Origin of the sequence: Catenuloplanes niger, assembly GCF_031458255.1 — a bacterium.
In the GTDB taxonomy this organism is placed as follows: domain Bacteria; phylum Actinomycetota; class Actinomycetes; order Mycobacteriales; family Micromonosporaceae; genus Catenuloplanes; species Catenuloplanes niger.
In genome coordinates, this window is sequence record NZ_JAVDYC010000001.1 from 6,004,193 (window position 1) to 6,028,343 (window position 24,151).

21 protein-coding genes are annotated in these 24,151 nt (G+C 73.5%); 15 read left to right on the plus strand and 6 right to left on the minus strand.

Annotated features, from left to right (window positions below; genetic code table 11):
* Positions 1-131: 131 nt before the first annotated feature.
* Entirely contained in the window at positions 132-974 is an 843-nt protein-coding gene (locus J2S44_RS26735; protein ID WP_310419493.1) for a hypothetical protein, read from the plus strand.
* On the opposite strand, the gene J2S44_RS26740 is transcribed toward J2S44_RS26735, so the two are convergent.
* Positions 971-1,474, minus strand: coding sequence for a DUF3093 domain-containing protein (locus J2S44_RS26740; protein WP_310419496.1), 504 nt, complete (start codon positions 1,472-1,474; stop codon positions 971-973). The two genes, J2S44_RS26735 and J2S44_RS26740, sit on opposite strands and share 4 nt — an antisense overlap.
* 89 nt (positions 1,475-1,563) lie before the next feature.
* Between J2S44_RS26740 and dut the strand changes: the two genes are divergently transcribed.
* The 4 genes from dut (at position 1,564) to J2S44_RS26760 (ending at position 3,971) form a co-directional block, all read left to right on the plus strand.
* The gene (dut, locus tag J2S44_RS26745) at positions 1,564-2,019 is read left to right on the plus strand and encodes a dUTP diphosphatase (RefSeq protein WP_310419499.1); all 456 of its coding nucleotides are present in this window, start codon (positions 1,564-1,566) and stop codon (positions 2,017-2,019) included.
* Between the two features lie 43 nt (positions 2,020-2,062).
* Positions 2,063-2,752, plus strand: a complete 690-nt coding sequence (locus tag J2S44_RS26750) for a DUF3710 domain-containing protein (RefSeq protein ID WP_310419502.1) — start codon at positions 2,063-2,065, stop codon at positions 2,750-2,752.
* A 62-nt stretch (positions 2,753-2,814) separates the two neighbouring features.
* Positions 2,815-3,195, plus strand: coding sequence for an OB-fold nucleic acid binding domain-containing protein (locus J2S44_RS26755; RefSeq protein WP_310419507.1), 381 nt, complete (start codon positions 2,815-2,817; stop codon positions 3,193-3,195).
* A gap of 95 nt (positions 3,196-3,290) precedes the next feature.
* Complete coding sequence (locus tag J2S44_RS26760) at positions 3,291-3,971, plus strand: DUF3159 domain-containing protein (RefSeq protein WP_310419510.1); 681 nt, start codon at positions 3,291-3,293, stop codon at positions 3,969-3,971.
* 298 nt (positions 3,972-4,269) lie between these two features.
* Here J2S44_RS26760 and J2S44_RS26765 read toward each other — a convergent pair whose 3' ends face one another.
* The gene (locus J2S44_RS26765) at positions 4,270-4,947 is read right to left on the minus strand and encodes a potassium channel family protein (RefSeq protein ID WP_310419512.1); all 678 of its coding nucleotides are present in this window, start codon (positions 4,945-4,947) and stop codon (positions 4,270-4,272) included.
* A 1-nt stretch (position 4,948) separates the two neighbouring features.
* Positions 4,949-5,614, minus strand: a complete 666-nt coding sequence (locus J2S44_RS26770; RefSeq protein ID WP_310419515.1) for a potassium channel family protein — start codon at positions 5,612-5,614, stop codon at positions 4,949-4,951.
* A gap of 88 nt (positions 5,615-5,702) precedes the next feature.
* Between J2S44_RS26770 and J2S44_RS26775 the strand changes: the two genes are divergently transcribed.
* Together J2S44_RS26775 and J2S44_RS26780 are read left to right on the plus strand one after the other, a co-directional pair.
* The gene (locus J2S44_RS26775; RefSeq protein WP_310419518.1) at positions 5,703-7,718 is read left to right on the plus strand and encodes an APC family permease; all 2,016 of its coding nucleotides are present in this window, start codon (positions 5,703-5,705) and stop codon (positions 7,716-7,718) included.
* Entirely contained in the window at positions 7,715-8,971 is a 1,257-nt protein-coding gene (locus J2S44_RS26780) for a class I SAM-dependent RNA methyltransferase (RefSeq protein WP_310419521.1), read from the plus strand. The genes J2S44_RS26775 and J2S44_RS26780 overlap by 4 nt, the downstream gene beginning before the upstream one ends.
* 93 nt (positions 8,972-9,064) lie before the next feature.
* Here the strand turns inward: J2S44_RS26780 and J2S44_RS26785 are convergent, their stop codons facing one another.
* Positions 9,065-9,238 carry a hypothetical protein gene (locus J2S44_RS26785; RefSeq protein WP_310419524.1) on the minus strand — a complete coding sequence of 58 codons (174 nt, stop codon included), beginning with the start codon at positions 9,236-9,238 and terminating at the stop codon, positions 9,065-9,067.
* Positions 9,239-9,492: 254 nt separating this feature from the next.
* On the opposite strand from J2S44_RS26785, the gene dxs reads away from it, so the two are divergent.
* Positions 9,493-11,439 (plus strand): 1-deoxy-D-xylulose-5-phosphate synthase, encoded by a 1,947-nt coding sequence (dxs, locus tag J2S44_RS26790; RefSeq protein WP_310419526.1) that lies wholly within the window; start codon positions 9,493-9,495, stop codon positions 11,437-11,439.
* 49 nt (positions 11,440-11,488) lie between these two features.
* Here dxs and J2S44_RS26795 read toward each other — a convergent pair whose 3' ends face one another.
* Entirely contained in the window at positions 11,489-12,952 is a 1,464-nt protein-coding gene (locus tag J2S44_RS26795) for a pectate lyase (RefSeq protein ID WP_310419529.1), read from the minus strand.
* Positions 12,953-13,287: 335 nt separating this feature from the next.
* Between J2S44_RS26795 and J2S44_RS26800 the strand changes: the two genes are divergently transcribed.
* From J2S44_RS26800 to J2S44_RS26830, 7 genes are all read left to right on the plus strand, one after another.
* Entirely contained in the window at positions 13,288-14,460 is a 1,173-nt protein-coding gene (locus tag J2S44_RS26800) for a PQQ-binding-like beta-propeller repeat protein (protein ID WP_310419532.1), read from the plus strand.
* A gap of 18 nt (positions 14,461-14,478) precedes the next feature.
* Positions 14,479-15,792, plus strand: coding sequence for an outer membrane protein assembly factor BamB family protein (locus J2S44_RS26805; protein ID WP_310419535.1), 1,314 nt, complete (start codon positions 14,479-14,481; stop codon positions 15,790-15,792).
* Positions 15,789-17,060 (plus strand): sensor domain-containing phosphodiesterase, encoded by a 1,272-nt coding sequence (locus J2S44_RS26810; protein ID WP_310419538.1) that lies wholly within the window; start codon positions 15,789-15,791, stop codon positions 17,058-17,060. Before J2S44_RS26805 ends, J2S44_RS26810 begins: the two co-directional genes overlap by 4 nt.
* Positions 17,061-17,077: 17 nt before the next feature.
* Complete coding sequence (locus J2S44_RS26815; RefSeq protein WP_310419542.1) at positions 17,078-18,403, plus strand: outer membrane protein assembly factor BamB family protein; 1,326 nt, start codon at positions 17,078-17,080, stop codon at positions 18,401-18,403.
* Between the two features lie 78 nt (positions 18,404-18,481).
* Positions 18,482-19,159, plus strand: a complete 678-nt coding sequence (locus tag J2S44_RS26820) for a response regulator transcription factor (protein ID WP_310419545.1) — start codon at positions 18,482-18,484, stop codon at positions 19,157-19,159.
* Positions 19,160-19,167: 8 nt separating this feature from the next.
* On the plus strand, positions 19,168-20,298 hold the full coding sequence (locus J2S44_RS26825; RefSeq protein WP_310419549.1) for a sensor histidine kinase: 1,131 nt from the start codon (positions 19,168-19,170) through the stop codon (positions 20,296-20,298).
* Positions 20,299-20,787: 489 nt separating this feature from the next.
* A complete protein-coding gene (locus tag J2S44_RS26830; protein ID WP_310419552.1) occupies positions 20,788-21,747 on the plus strand; it encodes a hypothetical protein in 960 nt (319 codons plus the stop codon).
* Between the two features lie 742 nt (positions 21,748-22,489).
* On the opposite strand, the gene J2S44_RS42970 is transcribed toward J2S44_RS26830, so the two are convergent.
* On the minus strand, positions 22,490-24,148 hold the full coding sequence (locus tag J2S44_RS42970) for a DUF2637 domain-containing protein (protein WP_374727909.1): 1,659 nt from the start codon (positions 24,146-24,148) through the stop codon (positions 22,490-22,492).
* Positions 24,149-24,151: the final 3 nt, after the last annotated feature.

The following is a 24,151-nucleotide window of genomic DNA, read 5'->3' on the forward strand; positions in this document are numbered from 1 at the left end:
GACGCGGCGAGGCCACCGGACCCCGGGGGTTCGGTGGCCGGGATCTGCTTCACTCGATCCACCCGCCCCGACCGGCGTGCGACCCCCTCCGGGTGGGTAGTACCGGTCAGCGGATCGAGGCAGGAGGCGAGATGACGGACGCCAGCAACGAGCGGCGCACCACAGCGGACGACGTCGTGCCGGCGACCGAGCCGGGCGTGCCGGCCGCCGGGACCGGTGACCCGGAGCGGTTGAGTCAGGCCATCGCCGGTCTCGCCGAGGAGGAGTTGCCGGCGCCGGTGCGCCGGCGGCTGCTGGGGCGCCTCGTCCAGTCGGTGCGGGCCAGCGGCGCCGGGCGCATGATCCGGCCGAAGGTGGCGATCCAGTGGATGGTCGACACGGTCAGCCAGATCGCGCCGTACGTGCCGGTCCGCGACCTGGAGACGTTGCGCCGGCACCACCCGGGCCTGACCGACGAGGAACTGGCCGAGCGCCTGGTGCGCAACGCCGCCCGGGCCACCGCGAGCATCGGCGCGGCCGGTGGCGGCGTCGCCGCGATCGAGTGGGCCGTGCCGCCCACGCTGCTGTCCACGCCGGTGCTGCTGGCCACCGAGACCGTGGCCGTGGTGTCGGTCGAGCTGAAGCTGATCGGCGAGCTGCACGAGATCTACGGGCAGCCGGTGACCGGCAGCGCCACCGAGCGCGCGGTCTCGATGCTGCAGTCCTGGTCCAGCCAGCGCGGCGTCAACCCGCTGCTGCCCGGCGCGGGCGTCGGCGCGGTGCTCGGCACGGCCGCGCGCCGCGAGCTGCGCGACATGCTGCTGAAGCGCTTCGGGCGCAACCTGACCACGCTGGGGCCGCTGCTCACCGGCGCGGCCGTGGCCAGCTATCTCAACCGGCGCGCCACCCGCGGGCTCGGCGACCGGCTGCGCGAGGACCTGCGGGCCGGCCGGGCGAAGCTCGGACCCGCGCCGCGGAGCATCGAGAGCGCCTAGGCGGCGTGTTGTCCCTTGGCGTCCAGCACGGCCTGCGCGAGCGCGATCGGGTGGCGCGTGCTGACCACCCAGTACGGCGTGGGGTCGGCCGGGTCGTCCAGCAGCACCTGGACGGCGCCGGAGATCCACGGTCGCTGCACCACGAAGGCCAGCGGGTCCGCGGCCACGCCGAGGATCTCGCGGCGGCCCTCCGCGTCCAGCGGGACCACGTCGGAGATGAACCGCACCGGCAGGTGTGCGTCGTCGACCAGCAGCGCGACCTCGCCGTCCGGGCCGGGCGCCACCGCGACCCGGATCCGGCCGAGCGCCCAGAGACCGAGCGCGGTCAACGGCAGCAGCACCGCGAACGGCAGCCACGCGCGCACGCCGTCCGCACCCAGCCAGACCTCCAGCGCCAGTGCGGCCGCGGCGGCGAACCCGAGGAGCCAGAGCCACCAGGTGACGGTCAGGCGCTCTCGATAGAGGGAGGTCTGCGATGTTCCGGTGCCGGGGGGTGCCACGCCTGCCAGGGTACGAGTGCTTCCCGCGGCGCGGCACGGCAGGATGTGCAGGGTCCGCGAAACGCCGTCGACGATGAGGACCCGAACCCGTGACCGAGACCGTGCCCGTGCCGCTGCTGCGACTCGACCCGGATCTGCCGATGCCCGCCTACTCGCACCCGGGGGACGCGGGCGCCGACCTGTACGCCGCGGAGGACGTGGAGCTGGCGCCGGGACACCGCGCGCTGGTGCGGACCGGGGTGGCGCTGGCGCTGCCGGAGGGGTTCGTCGGGCTGGTGCACCCACGGTCCGGCCTGGCCGCCCGGCTGGGCGTGACGCTGCTGAACGCGCCCGGTACGGTCGACGCCGGATACCGGGGGGAGATCCTGGTGAATCTGATCAATCACGACCCGTCCGCGACCGCGAAGATCTCCCGCGGCGACCGGATCGCGCAACTGGTCGTGCAGCGGGTGTCCCGGGCGGTCTTCGAGGTGGTCGACGCGCTGCCGGAGTCGGTGCGCGGCGCCGGCGGGCACGGGTCGACCGGCGGGCACGCGGCTCTCTAGTCTCCGACATCTACGACATCTCGGTTAATCCGGAAAGGTAATCATGGCGATCTTCAATCGGGGCGGGCGTCACGCGCGTGCCGAGAACACCCCGATTCCGACCGAGGTGGCCTCGGGCTCGACCAGCGGGCCGTACGACGTGGCGGACGCGCCGGACGACGTGCAGCGTCTCGACCTGGGCAGCATGCAGATCCCGGCGGTACCCGGCGTCGAGGTGCGCGTGCAGGCCGGTCCCGAGGGCGTGGTGCAGCAGGTCGTGCTCGGCGAGGGGCCCAGCACGCTCCAGCTGATCGTGGTCGCGGCACCGCGCAGCGAGGGCATCTGGGACGAGGTGCGCGAGGAGGTCGGCGAGTCGCTCCGCAGCCAGGGCGCTCAGCTGCAGGAGGGCGAGGGGCCGTACGGCGTCGAGCTGCTGGCCCGGGTGCCCACCCCGAACGGCCCGGTCGACCTGCGGATCGCGGGCGTCGACGGGCCGCGGTGGATGGTGCAGGCCGTCTTCCAGGGGCCGGTCGCGACCACGCCGTCGAGCGCACCGCTGCTCGGCGAGTGCCTGCGCGGGCTGGTCGTGGACCGCGGCAACGAGGCCAAGCCGGTCAAGGAGCCGCTGCCGCTGCGACTGCCCAAGGAGGTGGCCGCGCAGGGTCAGGGCGGCGCCGCCGCGGCACCCTCGCCGGAGCCGGAACCGCCGTCGGACGAGCCCCGTCGCCGCCCGTCGCCGCGGCCCCGTTCGTAGCGGCCCCCGGGGCGTACGCTGGTCGCCACAGCGCGTGCTGCTAGAAGGGTGGGACCCGCTCCATGACGATCGACGAACGCCGGTCGCCGTTGCGCCGATTCATTCAGCGGCTGACGGCCTCCGAGGCCGAGCTGGACGCGGAGCAGCTGCAACGGGAGAGCGCCGAGTGCGGTGCCGTCCCGGCCGGCACCTGCCGGCGCGGCCAGCTCGCCTCGGTCTCCGGCCGGCTGCGCACGGTCGTCTACACGCCCCGCACCAACCTGCCGACGCTGGAGGCCGACCTCTACGACGGCAGCGACGTCGTCACGCTGGTCTGGCTCGGTCGCCGGCACATCGCCGGGATCGAGCCGGGCCGGCAGCTGACGGCCCGCGGGCGGATAGCTGTCCGGGATGACCGTAAAGTGATGTACAACCCGCATTACGAGCTGGAAGCGCCCAGGTGAGCATGACCGGTCCCGACAGAGCAACCGATCAGCACGCGGCAGTCGATCCGCAGCCGCCCACCGATCCGTACTCGCCCGACGCCGTTCGGGAGGCCGTGGCGTTCTCCGCCGCGCCCCGGAGCGAGGACGAGCCGGAGGAGGAGCGCATCCCGACCATCTCGGAGCAGATGGCGGAGCAGCTCGGCGGCGTCCGCGGGCTCGTCGAGTCCAGCATCCCGGTCTGCGCGTTCGTCGTGCTCAACCTGGTGTGGGACCTCTACCCGGCGATCTTCGGCGCGGTCGGCACCGCGGTCGGGATCGCGATCTACCGCCTGATCCGCAAGCAGCCGGTCCGGCACGCGGTCAACGGCCTGGCCGGCATCGCGCTCGGCGCCTACCTGGCCGCCCGCTCCGGCGAGGCCCGCGACTTCTACCTGCCGGGCATCCTGCTGACGTTCGCCCAGGCCGCCGCGCTGATCATCTCGGTGACGGTGCGGAAACCGCTGATCGGTTTCGTCTGGGCGATCATCGCGGCCGGCGGCAAGCACGACTGGCGGCACCACCCCGCGCTGTTCCGCACGTTCCAGTGGCTGACGCTCGCGTGGGCCGCGTCGCTCATCGTCCGGGCCGGCATCCAGGCCGCGCTCTGGGTCGCCGAGCAGCCCGACCTGCTCGGCATCGCCCGCATCGTGATCAGCTGGCCCACCTACGTCGGCATGCTCGCGCTGACGGTCTGGGCGGTCCGCCGCACGCTCAAGCACTCCCCGATGCCGGCCACCGAGGCCGATCGCGTCTGATCGGCCGGCGCCGCGCGGCTGCGGTGTCGACGGCGACCGCACACACCGACCAGGATTTTCCCGCTTCCGGCGGGCCGGGTTCCGTATGCTCCCGCGGGCCACGGTCGTCGCTGGCGCTCCTCCCTGCCGGTCCCGCGGTGGCCGGACCGGACCCGAAGCGTCCACCAGGGCCGGGCCGAGGTGCGGGCGGTGGGGTGTGGCCGGGCCACCGCGGGACCGGCAGGGAGGCCGCCCGCGGCCGACCGGTGCCCGCGGGAGCACCGGGACCCGGCCGCGCCGGAAGCGGGAAGACCGGCTTCTAGATGTTGTGCACCGCCGACGGGCCGAGGATGACGGCGCGGACCGAGTCCTCGGCCTCGGCGACGCAGACGAAGATGAGTTCGTCGCCGGCCTCGAGCGGGTCGTCGGGCGTGGGCACGAGGACGCGCTTGCCGCGGAGGATGGCGGTGAGCGCGGCGTCGCGGGGGAGCGGGACCGCGCGGACGGGCTGGCCGACGTAGGGCGCGTCCGGCGGGAGCGTGATCTCGACGAGGTTGGCCTCGCCCTGGCGGAACGTCATCAGGCGGACCAGGTCGCCGACCGTGACGGCCTCCTCGACCAGCGCGGCCATCAGGCGCGGCGTGCTGACCGCGACGTCGACGCCCCACTGGTCGGTGAAGAGCCACTCGTTCTCGGCGCGGTTTATCCGCGCGACCACGCGGCCGACCGCGAACTCGGTCTTGGCCAGCAGCGAGACGACCAGGTTGACCTTGTCGTCGCCGGTGGCGGCCACGACCACGTCGCACTGGGCGATCTCGGCCTCCTCCAGGCTGGCGACCTCGCAGGCGTCCGCGAGGATCCACTCGGCCTGGGGTACGCGCTCCGGGCGGAGCATCTTCGGCTCGCGTTCCAGCAGCACGACCTCGTGACCGTTGCCGACCAGCTCCTGGGCGATGGACCGGCCGACGTTGCCGGCTCCGGCGATGGCGACGCGCATGTCAGTGCGCTCCTTCCGGTGCCGCACCGGCGCGCTGCCGCACGGTGGTGACGATCTCGTCGGTGACCAGCATGAAGACCTGGTCGCCATCCTGGATCATGGTGGACGCGGTGGGAAGGTGGCCGAGGCCGAAACGCATCAGGTACGCGGTGCGCGCGCCGGCCGCGGTCTCCAGCGACGAGAGCCTGCGGCCGATCCAGCCCTTGTGCACCGGCACCTCGACGATCGAGACGGTGCTGGTCGGGTCGCGGAAGACTTCCAGGTCGCCGGTGGCGAGGACCTGGCGGAGCACCCGGTCGGCGGTCCAGCGGACGGTGGCGACCGTGGGGATGCCGAGCCGCTCGTAGACCTCGGCGCGCCGCTGGTCGTAGATCCGGGCGACCACGCGCGGCACGCCGAACGTCTCGCGCGCCAGCCGGGCCGAGATGATGTTCGAGTTGTCGCCGCTGGAGACGGCCGCGAACGCGTCCGCGCGCTCGATGCCGGCCTCGGTGAGCACCTCGCGGTCGAACCCGGCGCCGGTGATGATCGCGCCGCCGAACTCGGGGCCGAGCCGGCGGAACGCGTCCGCGTTCTGATCGATGACGGCCACCGAGTGGCCGCGGTCCTCGAGGCTGTGGGCGAGGGTCGACCCGACCCGCCCGCAACCCATGATCACGATGTGCACCCGTGGCCCCCTGTCCGCGAAAGACGCGTGCAGTGAGAGCGTGCCATGCCCGATCATCCGATCCGCGCTGGCCGTACTCTTACCCGTTGTGGCCCGTCCCACCTCACTCGTCAAGCGCCTGCTGCTCGGGCGCCCGTTCCGCTCCGACCGGTTGCAGCACACGCTGCTGCCGAAGCGGATCGCGCTCCCGGTGTTCGCGTCCGACGCGCTGTCCAGCGTGGCGTACGCGCCGGACGAGATCCTGCTGACGCTGTCGATCGCGGGCGCGACCGCGTACATGTACTCGCCGTGGGTGGCGCTGGCCGTCGTGGTCGTGATGCTGACCGTGGTGGCCAGCTACCGGCAGAACGTGCACGCGTACCCGTCCGGCGGCGGCGACTACGAGGTGGCGACCGTCAACCTCGGCCCGCGGTACGGCGTGGCGGTGGCGAGCGCGCTGCTGGTCGACTACGTGCTGACGGTCGCGGTGTCGGTGTCGTCCGGCGTGGCGAACCTGGGCTCGGTGGTGCCGTTCGTGGACACCCACAAGGTCCTGATCGCGTTGATCGCGGTGGCGCTGCTGACCGCGATGAACCTGCGTGGCATCCGGGAGTCGGGCACCGCGTTCGCGATCCCGACGTACGGCTTCATGATCATCATCGTCGGCATGATCCTCACCGGGCTGGTCCGGATCGTGGTGCTCGGCGAGCCGCTGCTGGCGCCGTCCGCGACGCTGGAGATCCACGCGGAGGAGGACCACCTCAGCCAGTGGGCGTTCGCGTTCCTGCTGCTGCGCACGTTCTCGTCCGGCTGCGCCGCGCTGACCGGCGTCGAGGCGATCTCCAACGGCGTGCCCGCGTTCAAGGAGCCGAAGAGCAAGAACGCGGCGACCACGCTGCTGCTGCTCGGGACGATGGCGATCGTGATGCTGGTCGGGATCATCTGGCTGGCCCAGGCCACGAAGCTGCAGTACGTGGAGGACCCGCTGCGGCAGATCGCCGGCGGCCCGCCGAACTACGTGCAGAAGACGGTCACCACCCAGCTCGGCGAGGCGATCTTCGGCTCCGGCTCGATCATGCTGTACGTGGTGGCCGGTGCGACCGCGCTGATCCTGTTCCTGGCCGCGAACACCGCGTACAACGGCTTCCCGGTGCTCGGCTCGATCCTGGCCCAGGACCGGTACCTGCCCCGGCAGCTGCACACCCGCGGCGACCGGCTGGCGTTCTCCAACGGCATCGTGTTCCTGGCGATCGCGGCCGTGGTGCTGATCGTGGCGTTCCAGGCCGAGGTGACCCGGCTGATCCAGCTCTACATCGTGGGCGTGTTCGTGTCGTTCACGCTCTCCCAGGCCGGCATGATCCGGCACTGGACGCGGCACCTGCGCACCGAGCGGGACCCGGTGGAACGGCGGCGCATGCACCGGTCCAAGGCGATCAACACGGTCGGCATGCTGCTCACCGGCGCGGTGCTGATCGTCGTGCTGATCACGAAGTTCCTGCTCGGCGCGTGGATCGCGATCGCGGCGATGGCGTTCATCTTCGTGCTCATGCTGGGCATTCGGAAGCACTACGACCGGGTCGCGGCGGAGCTGGCGCCGACCGTGGAGCGGTACGTGCTGCCCGCCCGCAACCACGCGATCGTGCTGGTCAGCACCGTGCACATGCCGACGCTGCGGGCGCTGGCCTACGCGCAGGCCACCCGGCCGGACACGCTGACCGCGGTGACCGTGGGCGTGGACCCGGCGGACACCCGGCGGATCCAGGACGAGTGGGAGGCGCGGGAGATCCCGGTGCCGCTGACCGTGGTGGAGTCGCCGTACCGGGAGATCACCCGGCCGATCATCGACTACGTGAAGGGCGTGCGCCGCAGCTCGCCGCGGGACGTGGTGACGGTGTTCATCCCGGAGTACGTGGTCGGCAAGTGGTGGGAGAACCTGCTGCACAACCAGAGCGCGCTGCGGCTGAAGACCCGGCTGCTGTTCGAACCGGGCGTGATGGTCACCAGCGTGCCGTGGCAGCTGCGGTCCAGCGCCGACCGGGATCTCGCCCGGCTCGACCAGGCGCTGGTCCGCGGCCCGGCGCGCGGGCCCCGCGCGTCCTCTTCTAATTCGGAGCACAGCGAGTGACACAGGTGGAGATGCCCGGTGAGGGCGAGCGGGTCGAGGTGCTGGTCGGTGCGGTCGCGCACGGCGGGCACTGCGTGGCCCGGGTCGGCGGCGACGGCGGGCCGGTGCTCTTCGTGCGGCACGCGCTGCCCGGCGAGCGGGTCGTCGCGCTGGTCACCGAGGTGCACCGCGGGTTCGCGCGGGCGGACGCGGTGGAGATCCTGACCCCGTCGGCGGACCGGGTGACCGCGCCCTGCGTCTACGCGCACCCGAACGGCTGCGGCGGGTGCGACCTGCAGCACGTGGCGCCGGAAGCACAGCTGGCCTGGAAGGCGTCGGTGGTCACCGAGCAGTTGGCCCGGCTCGGGAAGCTCTCCCAGGATCACATTCAGGCCCTGGGGGTACGGGTCTCGCCGCTCGACGGCGACCGACTCGGCTGGCGCACGCGCGTGCGGTACGCGGTGGACGGCCGGGACGCGGCCGGGCTGCTCAAGCACCGGTCGCACGAGGTGGTGCCGGTGGACCGGTGCCTGATCGCGCACCCGGCGATCCAGGCGGCGCCGGTGACCTCGGAGGCGTGGCCGGACGCGGACGAGGTGCACGTGGTCGCGTCCGGCGGCGGGGACGTGCTGGTGACGCCGCGCCGGTCGCCGTTGCGCCTGGACGAGCCGGACGTCCTGGACGGCGCGTCGGTCGCCGGGGAGATCCGGGAGAAGGCCGTGGGGCGCGAGTGGGTGCTGCCCGGTGACGCGTTCTGGCAGGTGCACCCGGCGGCCGCGGACACGCTCGCGGCGGCCGTGCTGGAGCTGCTGGCGCCGCAGCCGGGCGAGGCGGCCTGGGACCTCTACGGCGGCGCCGGGCTGTTCGCGGCCGCGCTGGCCGGCGTGGTCGGGCCGACCGGGCCGGTGACCGTGGTGGAGTCCGCGCCGCAGGGCGTGGCCGCGGCCCGGCGCAACCTGACCGACCTGCCGGGCGTGGCCGTGATCGAGGCGAAGGTGGAGGTCGCGCTGCGCCAGGGGCGGCTGCCGAAGCCGGTGGACCTGATCGTGCTGGACCCGCCGCGGTCCGGCGCGGGCGCGGCGGTGGTCAAGGCGATCACCCGGACCGGCGCGCGGGCGGTCGCCTACGTGGCCTGCGACCCGGCCGCGTTCGCCCGGGACGTGGCCACGTTCCGGGCGGCCGGGTGGCGGCTGGCGGAGTTGCGCGCGTTCGACCTGTTCCCGATGACGCACCACGTGGAGTGCGTCGGCCTGCTGCTGCCGCCCACCGCCTGACCGGCCGCCCACCGCCTGACCGGCCGCCCACCGCCTGACCGGCCGTCGACCGGCTCGCCGGCCGGGCGGCGCGGAGTCATGCGGGTCGTGGGGTCAGCCGCGGCGGTCGCGCAGGCGGATCCAGATGATGACCGGGACCGCGATCGGGGCGAGCAGCACGGCCAGCAGCCCGATCGCGATCATGCCGAGCACGTGCGCGGCGCCGGGCGCGCCGCGCAGGTCGCGCGGGACCGGGTGCGGGTCCCAGCCGGGCTGCTGGTCACTCATGGAACGCGTCTCCCGCGACGTGCGCGGCGCGATCGGCCGACGGCTGGGCAGGGGGAGGTTCGGTGAAGGTTGCGAGGTTGACTGGGCGTTCATGAAACCGACCTTCTGGATAAAAGCTCCGGCCCATCGTACCTCTTTGGGTGTTTTGCGGGTTTTTGATCATCCGGTCGGGTGATGCGGGTCGCGCCCCCTGTTGATCACGCCATGGTCTCGGATCGCGGGACGGGTGCCCCTGCCCATTAGACTGGCACCTCATGAGCGTTGAAGAGGATCAGGTCACCGACGGCCGCTTGCTCAGCTCCGTCACCGGGCCGCAGGATCTCAAGCGTCTGACCACCGACGAGATGTCGGTGCTGGCGGCCGAGATCCGTGACTTCCTGGTGGCCAAGGTGTCCCGCACCGGCGGGCACCTGGGCCCGAACCTCGGCGTCGTGGAGCTCACGCTGGGCATGCACCGCGTGTTCGACTCGCCGCGTGACCGGTTCCTCTTCGACACCGGCCACCAGGCCTACGTGCACAAGATCCTGACCGGCCGTCAGGACGGCTTCGACCTGCTGCGTCAGCGCGGTGGCCTCTCCGGCTACCCGTCGCAGCAGGAGAGCGACCACGACCTGATCGAGAACTCGCACGCCTCCACCGCGCTCTCCTACGCGGACGGCATGGCGAAGGCGTACGCGTTGCGGGGCGAGGACCGGCACGTGGTCGCGATGGTCGGCGACGGCGCGCTCACCGGCGGCATGTGCTGGGAGGCGCTGAACAACATCGCCGCCACCGAGAACAAGCTGGTCATCATCGTCAACGACAACGGCCGTTCCTACGCGCCGACGATCGGCGGCCTCTCCGACCACCTCGCCACGCTGCGGCTCAACCCGGGCTACGAGAAGGTGCTCGACCTGGTCAAGGACTCGCTCGGCGCCACGCCGGTGGTCGGCAAGCCGGTCTACGAGGTGCTGCACGCGGTCAAGCGCGGCATCAAGGACGCGGTCGCGCCGCAGTCGATGTTCGAGGACCTCGGCCTGAAGTACGTCGGCCCGATCGACGGCCACGACCAGGCCGCGGTGGAGACCGCGCTGCGCCGTGCCAAGGGCTTCAACGGCCCGGTCATCGTGCACGCGGTCACCAAGAAGGGCTTCGGCTACCGCCCGGCCGAGGAGGACGAGGCGGACTGCCTGCACGGTCCCGGCGCGTTCGACGCGGAGACCGGCAAGCTGCTCGCGGCGCCGTCCGTGAAGTGGACCGGCGTCTTCGCGGACGAGCTGGTCGCGATCGCGGACGAGCGGCCGGACGTGGTCGGCATCACCGCGGCCATGGCGGAGCCGACCGGCATCGCGAAGCTGGCCCGCAAGCACCCCGAGCGGGTGTACGACGTGGGCATCGCGGAGCAGCACGCGGCGACGTCCGCGGCCGGTCTCGCGCTGGCCGGGCTGCACCCGGTGGTCGCGGTCTACGCCACGTTCCTGAACCGGGCGTTCGACCAGGTGCTGCTGGACGTGGCGATGCACCGGCTGCCGGTCACGTTCGTGCTGGACCGCGCGGGCATCACCGGGCCGGACGGGCCCAGCCACTACGGCGTCTGGGACATGTCGGTCTTCGGCGTGGTCCCGGGCCTGCGGATCGCGGCACCGCGCGACGCGGCGACGCTGCGCGAGGAACTGCGCGAGGCGGTCGCGGTCGAGGACGGGCCGACCATCCTGCGCTTCCCGACCGGCTCGGTCGCGGCCGACCTGCCGGCACTGCGCCGGGTCGGCGGTGCGGACGGCGTCTCCGGCGGCGTGGACATCCTGGCCGAGCACGGCTCCGGCGCGGAGCGGGACGTGTTGATCGTCGCGGTGGGGGCGTTCGCGCACCTGGGCGTGGACGTGGCGGCGCGGGTGGCGGCCGAGCAGGGCTACAGCGTGACCGTGGTCGACCCCCGCTGGGTCCGGCCGGTGCCGATCGAGCTGGTGGCGCTGGCCCGCGAGCACCGTCTCGTGGTCACGCTGGAGGACGGCGTGCGCAACGGCGGCGTCGGCGACGCGGTCGCCAAGGCGCTGCGCGACGCCGAGGTGGACGTGCCGCTGCGCGACATCGGCGTGCCGAACGACTGGCACGCGCACGGCACGCGCGCGCAGATCCTGGCCGACCTGGGCATCACGGCGCAGGACGTCGCGCGGGACGTGGCGGCGTGGGCGTCCCGGGTGGTGCCGGCGCGCACCCACTGAGGTATCCGAGCTGAAAAAGGGCCCCCGGTTGACCGGGGGCCCTTTCGCGTTACTTGAAGGTCACGTCTGAAGTGCTGTATTTACAGGTGGTGCCGTCGGGTCCGGAGCCGGTCTTGGTGGGTTCCTTGCCGGTGGAGTTACCGGTGAAGCGGGTGCAGATGTCCATGCTCTTGTCGCCGATGACGGTGATGTTGCGGAAGGTCGCGGTGTCGCCGTAGTTGGTGTTGACGCCGGCGAGGAGGTCGCCGGGTGCGGTGACGGTGACGGTGTCGACGATGAGGGTGCGTTTGTACTGGGTGGAGCAGTTGCCGCAGGAGCGGTAGAGCTTGCCGAAGTCGGAGACCTGGAAGTTCTTGATGGTGAGGGTGCCGCCGCCGTTGTGCTGGAAGACCTTGTCGTCGGCCTTGCGGGCGCCGCCGCCGTCGATGGTGAACACGGCGTTGGCGCCGCCGCGGAAGGTGGCGGCATCCTCGCCGACGTCTTCCCACCAGACGTTGATCAGGGTGCAGGAGCCGGCGCAGTGCACGCCGTCCGCGGCGGGGGAGCCGAGGATGACGTTCTTGAGCGTGGCGCCGTCGGCGAGGTCGAAGATCGGGTCCTGGCCCTCGTCCTGCCCGGATCCGCCGAGCGCGCCGGTGCCGTAGTAGCGGGCCATGCCGCCGTCGAGCGTGCCGGAGACCTTGACCGAGGCGGAGACCGGCTTGGTGCCGGTCGCGGTCGGCCACGGCGCGTTCGGGCTCACCGCACCGCCACCGGTGGCCGGCGGGGCCGTGGTCTTGCCGGGGCTGGGTGCCGCGCTCGCGGTCTTGCTGGGGCTCGGCGCCGCGCTCGCGGACTTGGTCGGCGCGGGGCCGGCCGTGGTCGGCGCCGGGGCCGCGGTGGTCCGGCCCGGCGTGGGCTCGGTGCCGGCGCCGGCCGTGGTGGCGAGCACGTCGTCGAAGGACGCGGACGCCAGCGAGGTGACCAGGCCGAGCCGGCCCTTCGCCGCGACCGCGCTGGTGCCGGAGCCGACCGGCGTGCCGTCCACCCAGCCCTTCACGGTCGTGCCGCTCGCCTGGATCTGCAGCGTGTGGAACGTGCCGGTGGCCGACGCGACCGGCACCGAGCCGAGCACCGTGACCGCGCTGCCCTTGACGGTCTGCAGCTCGGCCGTGCCGGCCGAGGTCAGCACCAGCCGGTAGAGCGTGGTCGGCCCGGACGCGCGGGCCGCCACCCCGGCGAAGCCGCCGGCACCGACCTCGACGGCCTTGACCTTCGCCTGCACCGCGTAGTCGGTCCAGGACGCGTCACCGGCGAAGACGCGGGCCGCCTCGCTGCCGGCCTTCGACTGCCGGTACGCCTTCGAGCCGTCGTCGACGACCGACCAGTCGCCGCCGGACTTGGACCAGCCGCTCGGCGCACCGGCCTCGAAGTTCTCGCTGAACAGCGTGGACGCGTTCGCGGACGGAACGGTCAGCGCGACCGCGGCGGCCGCGATCCCGGCGACGCCGGCCGCGGCGAGTCCGGCGTACATGCGCCGTCTCTTGGGTTGTTCTGTGGGCATTGCTCCTGCTCTCCTGCGATCCGTGGGCGCGGGCGCGGCAGCCGCTGAAGGGGCGGCTGTGGGCGTGCGCTCGCGACATGATCAAGAAACCACGTGCGCGCGGCGGACTCCATTGGCCCGCGATTAGTTGTCCCTTAAGTTCTCCTTCGCACCGGCGGATCCGCTGCTTTCGATGCGATGTCATCCGGGGGCGGTACATTCGGCTCGTGCCCGCTGAGGTGACCATTGACCTGGGTGTTCCGGCCGATGGGGAGCCGGACGGGCCCGGGGCGCCGGACGAGCCGGGACCACGGTCGCGCGCGGCCGTGGCTGTGGCGCTCGCGCTGCTGCTCGCGTTCACGGTCGCCGGGTCGGCGCCGGTGCACGACTCCGGATGGCGGGCCGGGCAGCTGCCGCTCGCGGCCGGGGACGACTTCGCGCTGGCCGGGGATCTGCTGGTGGTGGCCGGGCGGTCGACGGTCACGGCGTACCGGGTGCCGCTGCTGACCGTGATCTGGACGCTGCCGGTGCCGGCCGCGGAGGGCTACTCGCTGACCGGCACCGGTGACCTGCTGGTGATCGGCGCGCGCAACGGGGTCGGCCGCCAGCAGGAGAGCCTGGTGGTGACCGCCGCGACCGGCCGGCTGCGGTGGCGGCACACCGGCCGGCTCGTCCCGGTGCCCGGCTCGGACGTGCTGCTGGCCGTCTCCGACGTGCGCAGCTCCTCCGGCTCGGGCCGGCGGGTGACCGGCACGATCGAGGGGATCGACACGTTCGGCATGCGCCGCTGGTCGTTGCGGCTGCCGTCCAGCGCGGTCGCGGCACCGCTGCCGGACGGGGAGTTCCTGCTGGTCCACGACGACGGCACGACCCAGATCCGGGGCGCGTCCGACGCGGTGCCGCGCGCCGCCGGTGAGCTGCCGCCCGCGGCGTACGCGCCGGACAACCCGCGGCTGGTCGGCGACGCGATCGTGCTGCGGCACCCGGGCGACAACACCAGCCGGATCAGCGGGTACGACCGGCGGACGCTCGCCCGCCGCTGGTCGCGCACGGTCGGCGGGCTGCAGAGCGTGGACCAGTGCGGTGACCTGCTCTGCCTCGGCACCACGATCGGCGTCCGCGCGCTCGACCCGTCGGACGGCTCCAACGCGTGGGTCAGCCAATCCTGGCGCCGCACGCTCAGCTGGGGGGACATGACCATCGCGTACGGGCGGCCGACCGGCGTGGACGCGGAGCTCGCGCTCGTCGAGCCGATGACCGGTGGGTCACTGCTCGACCTCAGCGCGTGGCAGCAGGTGACTAGTGTGACGGATGACGTCGTGTTGGCTCACCCGGACGCGGCTCGCGGCGTTACGCTCGTCGCCACGGTGGCCTCCGACCAGCGGTCGGTGCGGGTCCTGGGCGCGATACCCGCGGCCTCGGGCGGCTGCCGGGCCGGCGGCGGCGTGCTCGCCTGCCGGCAGGGAGGCGGGATCTTGGGAGTGTGGGCGCTTGACTGAGCGCGGGGGTGCGCCGGCGTGATCGAGCTGGACCTGCGGGACGACCCGGTGCGCGAGGCGCCGACGCCGCGGGACTGGATGCATGGATCACGCTGGGTCGCTGTCGTGATCACGCTATGTCTACTGGCGACGGTGGCCGCGTCCGTGCCGCTGCACCGCGCGCTGAGCCTCACCGGCTCGGTGACGGTGCCGGCCGGCACCGACTTCACGCTCACCGACCGCCGGCTGTACACGATGCAGGCCGGGCGGGAGCCGGTCGTCTCCGCGTTCACGCTGACCGGTCAGCGGCTCTGGCAGGCGCGGTCCCGGTTCACCGGCGACGTGTCGTTCCAGGAGGCCGGCGACATGCTGCTGGTCACCGGCGTGAACCGCTCCGGGCAGCCGGAGACGCTCGGCGTCGACGCGCTCACCGGCACGCAGCGGTGGACCCGGCCGGAGCAGGTCGTGCCGCTGGCCGACGGGCGCACCGGGCTGGTCACCACGCCGCTCTTCCACGGCGACGTGCCGCCCGGCGCCACCGTCGTGGAGGACGCCGACGGCAACCTGATCAACGTCGCGCCGACGTCCACCGCGCTGCGTGCGGTCGATCTGACGGACGGCCGTGACCTGTGGAGCGAGCGGTTCGGCGGCAGCGCGCGGCGCACCCTGCTGCCCGGCACCGCCGAGGTGGTGGTCGCGGAGCCGGCCGGGGTGAAGGTGCTGGACGCCCGGACGGGTGCGGTCCGGCGGTCGGTGGCGCTCGACGGCGGGTTCGCCATCGACGAGCTGCTCGTCTCCCCGCAGCTGATCATCGTGCAGCAGGGGCGGCGCGGGGGCGGGCACACGTACGCGTTCCGGCCGGACACGCTGGAGCAGGCCTGGCGCATCCAGCTGCCCGGCAACGTGGCGCTCGGCTACGGCTGCGACGACGTGCCCTGCGTGACCGACATGTCCACGGTCGGCGTGCTCGACCCGGAGACCGGCGCGGTGGCGTACCGCATCCCCGCCGCCACCCTGCTGCGCCTCGGCGGCCACACGCTGATCAGCCCGCAGGCCGCCGGCCTGGACCTGAGCGTCGTCACCGCCCCGGACGGCAGGGCCACGCCGCTGCCCGGGTGGAAGCTGCTGCTGCCCAACCTCGACCCGGCCGGGCGGTCCACGGCGCCCGCGCTGCTCACCCGGGAGGGCGACGGGCGGGCCTGGCTGGCCGCGCTGGACCGGTCCGGCACCCCGAAGGAGCTGGGCAGTCTCGCACCCGAGATACTCGACTGCCAGTCCGCGTCGATGACGGTCGCCTGTCGCACCGGACTGCAGGAGATCAGGACCTGGCAGCTGCGGGGGGTGCGGCCGTGACCGTCACCGGCTCCCCGCGCGCCGCGCGGACCGTCGGCGAGATCATCGACGCGCGCGCGGTCACCACGCTCTTCCAGCCGCTGGTCGACCTGGAACGCCGCGAACCGGTCGGCTACGAGGCGCTCAGCCGCGGCCCGGCCGGCACGCCATGGCAGGCGCCGATCGCGCTCTTCGAGGCCGCACGCGAGATCGGCCGGGCCGCCGAACTCGACTGGATCTGCCGGGTCCGGGCGTACGAGGCGGCGCTCGCGGCCGGGCTCGACGACTCGATGACGCTCTTCGTGAACATCGAGCCGATGGCGCTGCGCACACCCTGCCCGGACGACCTCTTCCCGGCCACGCTCGCGGCCCAGGGCAAACTGCGGGTGGTCACCGAGATCACCGAGCGGGCCATCGCCGGTGACCCGTCCGCGCTGCTCAGCACGGCCGCGGCCTGCCGGGCCGTCGGGTGGGGCGTCGCGTTCGACGACGTCGGCAGCGACCCGGCGTCGCTGGCGCTGATGCCGCTGGTCCGGCCGGACGTGGTCAAGCTGGACATGGGGCTGCTGCACGACCCGCACCGCGTCGAGGTCGCACACGTGGTCAACGCGGCCATAGCGTACGCGGAACGGACCGGCGCGGTGATCCTCGCCGAGGGCATCGAGACCGAGGAACACCTGGAGCTGGCCCGGACCATGGGGGCCACGCTCGGTCAGGGCCTGCTCTTCGGTCCGCCGGCGCCGCTGCCGGTGCCGGCCGTGACCTGCGGGACCAGCGTGCCGCTGCTGCCCGCGGACGGGGTGCCGCCGGTGGCCGTACCGCCGAGGACGCCCTTCGAGATCGTCGCCGCCGCGAAGCCGGTGCTGCGGACGACCAAGGAGCGGCTGGCGCCGATCAGCCGGTTCCTGGAGTCCAAGGCGCGCGACGACGGCGAACCACCGGTGCTGCTCGCCTGCTTCCAGGAGGCCCGGTTCTTCACGCCGTCGGTGGCGCAGCGGTTCGCGGACACGGCCACCACGGCCGCGTTCGTCGCGGTGCTCGGCGTCGGGCTGGACGAGCGGCCCGCGGCCGGCGTGCGCGGCGCCCGGCTCAGCGAGGACGACCCGCTGCGCGGCGAGTGGAACGTGATAGTGGTCGGCCCCTACTTCGCGGCCGCGCTGACCGCCCGGGACCTGGGCCTGAACGGGATGACCGAGGCGGAGCGCCGTTTCGAGTACGCACTGACCCACGACCGGGAACTGGTGCTGGAGGCGGCGCGGGCACTCATGCACTGGATATCGCCGGTCTGACGGTCTAAGACTGTCTGATGGTCTCCATCGATCTCGGCGTGATCTCCGATCCGCGGCCGGAGCCGGTCCCGTCCCGGCCGCGCCCGCCCCGGACCCGCCGGGCGATCGGGGCCGGGCTCTGCCTGCTGCTGGCCGCCGCGCTGCTCGGCGCGTCGGCGCGTTCGGCGCGTCCGGACCTGCCGGAGGCGCGGGTGGAGCTCTCCCCGAGCGACGCGTACTTCGTCGACGGCGGCCGGCTCTACGTGGTCGGGCCGGACAGCCAGGGGTACGACCGGGTGCCGCGGACGATCACGGCGTACACCCTGCCCGGTGGCGAACGGCTGTGGCAGCGGCCGCTGGAGATCGACGGGCCGCTCAACGGGATGGTCGCGGTCGGCGACAAGCTGCTGCTGCACGTGAGCGGCGGCGGGACCGGCCAGGCGATGGTCGCGCTGGACCGGGAGACGGCCGAGCCCCGGTGGCGGGCCGAAGCCGGCTGGGCGGTGTCGACGACCGCGGACCGCGTGGTGTTCAGCGCGGAGGGGGACGGCACCGGCGACCCGCTCACCTGGCGGGCCGTGCGCACCGGCACCGGCCAGGAGCTGTGGCGGCGCGAGTTCCCGCCGCAGTCGTACACGCTCTACTCGTACGGCTGGGGCACGCGGTTGTTGATGGTGGTGCTCCCCGGCGACCGGGTCGAACTGTGGGACCTGGACGCCGGCCGGCGACTCGCCGCGACGCGGGTGCCGGCGGACGCCGCGGTCTCCGTCACCACCGAGTCGGTGCTCGCCGTCGTCCCCCGGGACGGCAGCGCCGACGTCACCGCCTACGCGCTGCCGGATCTGCGGCCGCTGTGGCAGCGCACGGTCCCCGGCGGCTTCGGCCAGGCCGGCTGCGGCGGCCGGGTGCTCTGCGTCGCGACCGAGGCGCAGGACCGCACGGTGGGGATCGACCCGGCGACCGGGGAACGGCTCTGGGAGAGCCCGGCGTACGGCTGGTACTCCGAGATCGGGTCGATGCTGCTCGCCGAGGGACAGGTCCGGAGTGAGGGCGGGGGCGTGTTCATCGGGAACGGGCCGCTCGTCGCGCTGGACAGCCGTACCGGCCGGGAGATCCGGGATTTCGGTCCCTGGCGGCGCCTCAGCTTCGGGAGGCCCGAGGCCGCGCGGCGCACCGTGGCCGTGTACTTCGACTCGAGCACCGGCACCGCGCTGGTCGCCGAGGTCGACCTGGACGCGATGTCGCTGCGCGTGCTCGGCCGCATCCACCAGGTCGACCCGGACTGCCTCGCCGAAGGAGACGCGATGATCTGCCGGCGGCGGGACGGCTCCCTCGGCATATGGGATCTGCCGGTCGGTTCCTGACCGCTCCTCACGGCGGTTTAACATCCGGCCTGATTGGCTTCACGCGGGTGTGCGTCTCGAACGGGATTGGCGGGAACGATGCGGGTTCTGGTCGTCGAGGATGAGCGGAACCTGGCCGACGCGATCGCGCGTGGCCTGCGCCGCAAGGGCATGGCGGTGGACGTGGCCTACGACGGCACCACCGGGCACGAGATGGCGTTCGTCACCCGGTACGACGTGGTCGTGCTGGACCGCGACCTGCCCGGCGTGCACGGCGACCAGATCTGCGCCGACCTGGCCGCGTCCGGCGCGCTGACCCGGGTGCTGATGCTCACCGCCAGCGTCACGATCGCGGACCGGGTCGAGGGCCTGCAACTCGGGGCGGACGACTACCTGCCCAAGCCGTTCGCGTTCGACGAGCTGGTCGCGCGCGTGCAGGCGCTCGGCCGCCGCGCCACCCCGCCGGCGCCGCCCGTGCTCAGCGCCGCCGACCTGGTGCTCGATCAGGCCCGCCGGGTTGTCACCCGGGCCGGCGGGGTGCTGCAGCTGACCAACAAGGAGTTCGGCGTGCTGGAGGAGCTGCTCAAGGCGCGCGGCGCCGTGGTCTCCACCGAGGAGCTGCTGGAACGCGTCTGGGACGAGAACACCGACCCGTTCACCACCACCGTGCGGGTCACCATGAACACGCTGCGCCGCAAGCTCGGCGACCCGCCGATGATCGAGACCGTGGTGGGGGCCGGTTACCGCATCACGTCGTTCTCGGACGCCGCGTCATGAGCCCGCTGATGCGACCCACGCTGCGGCTCCGGCTGACCGTGCTGAACGGGATCCTGCTGGTCGGCGCCGGCGCGATCATGCTGGTCCTGGCCTGGATGCTGATCGACAACGTGCTGCACCCGGCCGACTCGCTGCTGCCCGGCACCCAGGTGGCGCTCGCCGACGGCAGCCGCCTCCCGGTGGAGGTCTGGCAGGACCGGATGGTCGCCGGCGCGCGGGCCGAGCTGCTGGCCAAGGGCCTGCTCGCGCTGATCGCGATCGGCGTCGCCGGGATCGCCGGCGCGTACGTGGTCGCCGGGCGGGCGCTGCGCCCGCTGCACCAGGTCACCGCGACGGCCCGGCGGCTCGGCGGCGAGACGCTGGACCAGCGGATCCGCTACTCCGGCGCGAACGACGAGGTCGCTGAGCTGGCCGCCACGTTCGATGCGATGCTGGACCGGCTCACCGAGTCGTTCGAGTCGCAGAAACGCTTCGTGGCGAACGCGTCGCACGAGCTGCGCACGCCGCTCGCGGTCATGCGGACCGAGATCGACGTCACGCTGAGCGACGACGAGGCGGACATCCAGGAGTACCGCCGGATGGCGATGGTGGTCCGCGACGCCTCCGAACGCGCGAACGGGCTGGTCGACGCGCTGCTCATTCTGGCCCGCAGCGAGGCGCAGTCGGGGCGGCGACTCGCCCGGAAGGTGCCGTTCGACATCACCGACGGTGTGCACGCGGCGCTGTCCGCGCAGAAGAACGAGATGGCCCGGCTGAAACTGGACGTCGCGACCGACCTGCGGCCGGCCGTGGTGGTGGGCGATCCGGGGCTGCTGGAGCGGCTGGCCGGCAACCTGATCGAGAACGCGGTCCGCTACAACCACCTGCACGGACGCCTGTGGGTCCGGACCGACGTGCCGGCGCCCGGCGTGGTGCGGCTCGTGGTGGGCAACACCGGGTTCGAGGTCGACCAGGCCGACGTACCGGGGTTGTTCGAGCCGTTCCGGCGCGGTGGACGCGAGCGGACCGGGGCCCGCGGCAGCGGTCTGGGGCTGTCGATCGTGAACGCGGTGTGCGAGGCGCACGGGGCGACGGTGGGCGCGGTGGCGCAGCACGGCGGCGGCCTCGAGGTGACGGTGACACTGCCGGGCGCGGTGTAGCGGGTCACGCCGTCCGGCCCGGTTGGCCTGGGGCCGTTCGGTTGGTCCAGCCGATGCGTGTCCCGGTGTCCCGGTGTCCCGGTGTCGCTGGTTCACGGGTGCCCGCTGATCGTTGTTGCCGGCGGTGCCGCTGGGGCGGGTAACCGGCGTGCCGGACGCATCACCCGTTCGTTGATCGCGTTCCGCTTCGGCTCCATTTCCCGCACGAAGCTGATGTTCCCGCTTCCGGCGTGGTGGCGGTCCGCATGCTCCCGCGGGCACCGGTCGGCCGTTGGCCGGCCTTCCTGTCTGTGCCGTGGGTGGTCACCCCAACCCATGCGGTCGCGGCGTTTTCCCAGGCCGCGCCGTTCGCGGTTGCCTCGCACCGTGCACCGCCGGCGTCGGTGAAGGCCGGCGGACGGGGCCTCGCCGGCGGCCGATCGGTCACGTTGTCCGGCGGTTATCCACAGGTCTGGTGACGGGCCGGTGGCGGACGGCAGCGTATAAGGCGTGTTCGATGGATGGGTCAAACGGCAGCGCGGCGTGGTCGCACGCTGGCAGGCGCTCGCCGGCGGCTACACCCGGTCGGGGATCGAGAAGCAGCTGATCGAGGGCCGTTGGCGGCGCCTCGCCAACGGCGTCTACGCGACCTCACCCGGCCAGCTCAGCCGCGTGGCCGAGCTGTGGGCCGCGGTGTTGGCGGCCGGCAGCGGTGCCATGCTCAGCCACTACTCGGCGGCCGAGATCCTCGGCCTGACCGCCGGCGGCCTCGGCCCGATCCACATCACGGTCCCGGCGGGCCGACACCCGCAGCGGATGTCCGGGGTCGTGATCCACCGGTCCCGGCGCGCGGCCTGGATCCGCCATCCCACCCGGTCCCCGCCGGTGACCCGCGCCGAGGAGGCGGTCCTCGACCTGTGGGAGGTCGCGGCCGACCTGGACGAGGCGCTCGGCTGGGTCGCGATCGCCTGCGGCCGGTTGGCGACCTCGCCGGAGCGGCTGCTCCTCGCCTTGCAGTCCCGCCTGCGGGTGCGGTGGCGGGCCGAGCTGATGGCCGCGCTGCGCGACGTCGGGACCGGCTGCCGCTCGCTGCCGGAGCTGCGCTACCTGCGCGACGTGGAGCGCGCACACGGGCTTCCGGAGGGTGAGCGATGGCCGTGCGGCGCCCGGTCGATGCGCGAGACGCCGGCCGACGAGTGGGGCGCCGGGGTGGTCCTCTACCCGGCGTTCGGCACCAGCGTGCACCTCGGCGACGAGCAGCCGGCCGAGAAGACCGCTCCGGCCACGCCGTCCCCGGCGGTCACGGAGCTCGCCGAGACGTTACAGGGAAGGGTGTTGCGCTATGTCGACGCGGACGTGCTGGAGCGACCGTGTGATGTCGCTGACCAGGTGGCGGAGGCGCTCCGGCGGCACGGGTGGCGGCGCCATCCCCGCCGCTGTTCTCCGTCGTGCGGCGCACTCACCCCGTAGGTCCACCGCCCGCGAGCCCGACGCGGCCGGCGTGGTTGATGTGGTTGGCGCGTCCGTTGCGGTCGGCGGGCCCGACGCGGGCGGGCTACGTGCGGTTGGCGGGTGCGGTGCGGCCGGCAGGCCTGGTGCGGCTCGTGGTCCTGACGCGGCTCATGGTCCTGACGCGGCTCGCGGTCCTGGTGTGGCCTACGGGCCCGATGTGGCCCATGGGCCCGGTGCGGTTTGCGGATGCGAGCCTGCCGACGGATTCGGTGCCGCCCATGAGGCTGATGCCACTCACGGGTCCGGGACCGGCTGCCACGAGCCGGCCGCCGTCTCGGCCGGAACCTGTCCCAGCGCCGGACCGACCTTGTCCGTTCCGTGGCCGAAGCCCCACCACGGGTGCCGTGGCGCTCGGCGTGGTCAGCCTCACCGACGTGGCTGCGGTCACGGGCATGGTTCGCTTCACCGATACGGCCGCGGCGAACGGATTGACCGGCCCTGCCGGTACTACCGCCCTGACCGGCGTGGTGGTCCCGCCGGTGTTGTGGTCGCGACGGCAGTGGCCGGATCGGACCACTGTTGCCGAGGCGGCGGGTGCGGTCGGTCTCAGCGGCGCTGCGGTCGTCTTGCCGGTGTTGCCGTTACGAGTGGAGTGGCTGAGCCCGACCGATGCTGCCGAGGCGGCCGGTGTGGCCGGTCCCGGCCGCACCGTTGCGGCGGCCGGTGCGGCCGGTGGCGCTGGAGTCGGCGGCGGGGCCGGTCAGGCGGGCAGCGTGTCGGTCGCGCGCCGGACCTCGCGGAGGCGGCGGGTGGTGATGCCGAGCTCATCGGCCACGGCGGCCTCGGAGATGCCGGGGTTGCGGGCCTCTATGTCGGCGGCCAGCGCGGCGGTCTCGGCGGCGGATCGGCGCGGGCGCGTCGTGCCGGTGCCGTTCGGTGTCGTGGCAGCCGCGCCACCCGGTGCGGCGCCGTCGCCGTCCGGGCCGGAGCCCGTGCCGCGGTCGGTGCCGGTGCGATCGGTGATCCGGCCGGTGGTCGTCTGCCGGGTGGCCGAGGCCGCGGCCGAGGTGCGGGCCGGGCTGCGGGTCGCGGCGGTCCCGGTGCGCGGCGCAGGCACGCGCGGCAGCTGATGAGCTGTTTCGTCCGCACGAGCATCGCCCGGCGTGACACCGCCGGACATAGCCCTGCCGGATACGGCGGCACCGGTTGTCGTCCTGCCGGATACGGCGGCACCGGTTGTCGTCCTGCCGGACACGGCGGCACCGCTTGTCGTCCTGCCGGGCACGCTGGCACGGGACGTGGCCCCGCCGGGCACGGTGGCGCCGGACGCGGCCCCGCTGGGCACTGTGGCACCGGATGCGGGAGCGGCGGGCTCGGCGGCGGATTCGGCGTCGAGCCCGCCGGTGGTCCCGTCGTCCGGCACGGCGGCCCGGCCGGCGAGCGATCCGCTGGCCACGGAGATGCTCGCGCGGCTGCGCGGGCTGGCGCCGCCGCGCACGCCCCGGGCGACCGGGCGGCCGCTGAGTGCGGCCTCCACGGCGGCGGCCACGTCGGAGGCGAGCATCGGCTGGGAGCCGGTGGTGGTCAGCGGGTCCCGGTCGCGGCGTGCGCCGGCGGCCACGGCCATCGCGCCACCGGCGGCGAGGCGGTCGGCGGTGTGCCGGCGGTCGGCCGCGTCCACCAGGCGGTACTCGTCGGTGGCGTACCCCTGTTCGTGCGTGGCGTCGGCGAACTGCGAGCTGGCGCCGGCGGTGCCCAGCGGGCGCGGCACCAGGGCGGCGATGCCGGGCACGTCGTCGTCGGTGAGACGGCCCTGGTCACCGAACCACTCCTCGCCGGAGTCGGATTGGGTGACCGGCGACGTGGCCGGCCGGTGATCCGCGGCGACCGGGCCGGCGGCGCGCGTGCGGGTCCGGTCCGGTGCGATGTCGTCCGGCGCGACCCGGACGGCCGGCCCGGCCGGCCCGGTGGCCGGCTCGCCGGTCGTCAGCGCGGCGGCCTCGGCGGCGGCCCGCTTGGCGGCCTGGGCCTCGGTGATGCGGCCGCCCAACTCGATCAGGCAGATGGAGGCGACCACGATCAGGCCGTCCACCGAGATCGGCAGCAGGTAGGCGCTGGCGCCCGTCTCGCCGTACTTGGCGGCTACGCCGGCCATGTGCCAGTAGGAGATCCAGGCCGCGATGCCGGCGATGGCCGCCGTCGCGACCATCCGGATGAACGCGAGCGACTTCCGATGGACGGGGACGCGCGAGATCAGTTCCACCGTGAGCAGCAGAGCGAAGGGAGGCCAGGCGGCGATGGTTTGGCTGATCGGATTGTCGACGGCATGCAGAACGTTGGCGACCACCGAGGCGGCGACACCCAGCAGCAGGGTTGCGCGAACGGCCCAGCGGATGCGGAGAAGCTGGGGGAGGGTCACCGG

Coding starts and splice junctions, on each gene's coding strand:
- J2S44_RS26735 (WP_310419493.1), top strand. CDS start 132: ATGACGGACGCCAGCAACGAGCGGCGCACCACAGCGGACGACGTCGTG.
- J2S44_RS26750 (WP_310419502.1), top strand. CDS start 2,063: ATGGCGATCTTCAATCGGGGCGGGCGTCACGCGCGTGCCGAGAACACC.
- J2S44_RS26755 (WP_310419507.1), top strand. CDS start 2,815: ATGACGATCGACGAACGCCGGTCGCCGTTGCGCCGATTCATTCAGCGG.
- J2S44_RS26765 (WP_310419512.1), bottom strand. CDS start 4,947: ATGCGCGTCGCCATCGCCGGAGCCGGCAACGTCGGCCGGTCCATCGCC.
- J2S44_RS26785 (WP_310419524.1), bottom strand. CDS start 9,238: ATGAGTGACCAGCAGCCCGGCTGGGACCCGCACCCGGTCCCGCGCGAC.
- dxs (WP_310419526.1), top strand. CDS start 9,493: ATGAGCGTTGAAGAGGATCAGGTCACCGACGGCCGCTTGCTCAGCTCC.
- J2S44_RS26795 (WP_310419529.1), bottom strand. CDS start 12,952: ATGTACGCCGGACTCGCCGCGGCCGGCGTCGCCGGGATCGCGGCCGCC.
- J2S44_RS26815 (WP_310419542.1), top strand. CDS start 17,078: ATGGTCTCCATCGATCTCGGCGTGATCTCCGATCCGCGGCCGGAGCCG.
- J2S44_RS26820 (WP_310419545.1), top strand. CDS start 18,482: ATGCGGGTTCTGGTCGTCGAGGATGAGCGGAACCTGGCCGACGCGATC.
- J2S44_RS26825 (WP_310419549.1), top strand. CDS start 19,168: ATGCGACCCACGCTGCGGCTCCGGCTGACCGTGCTGAACGGGATCCTG.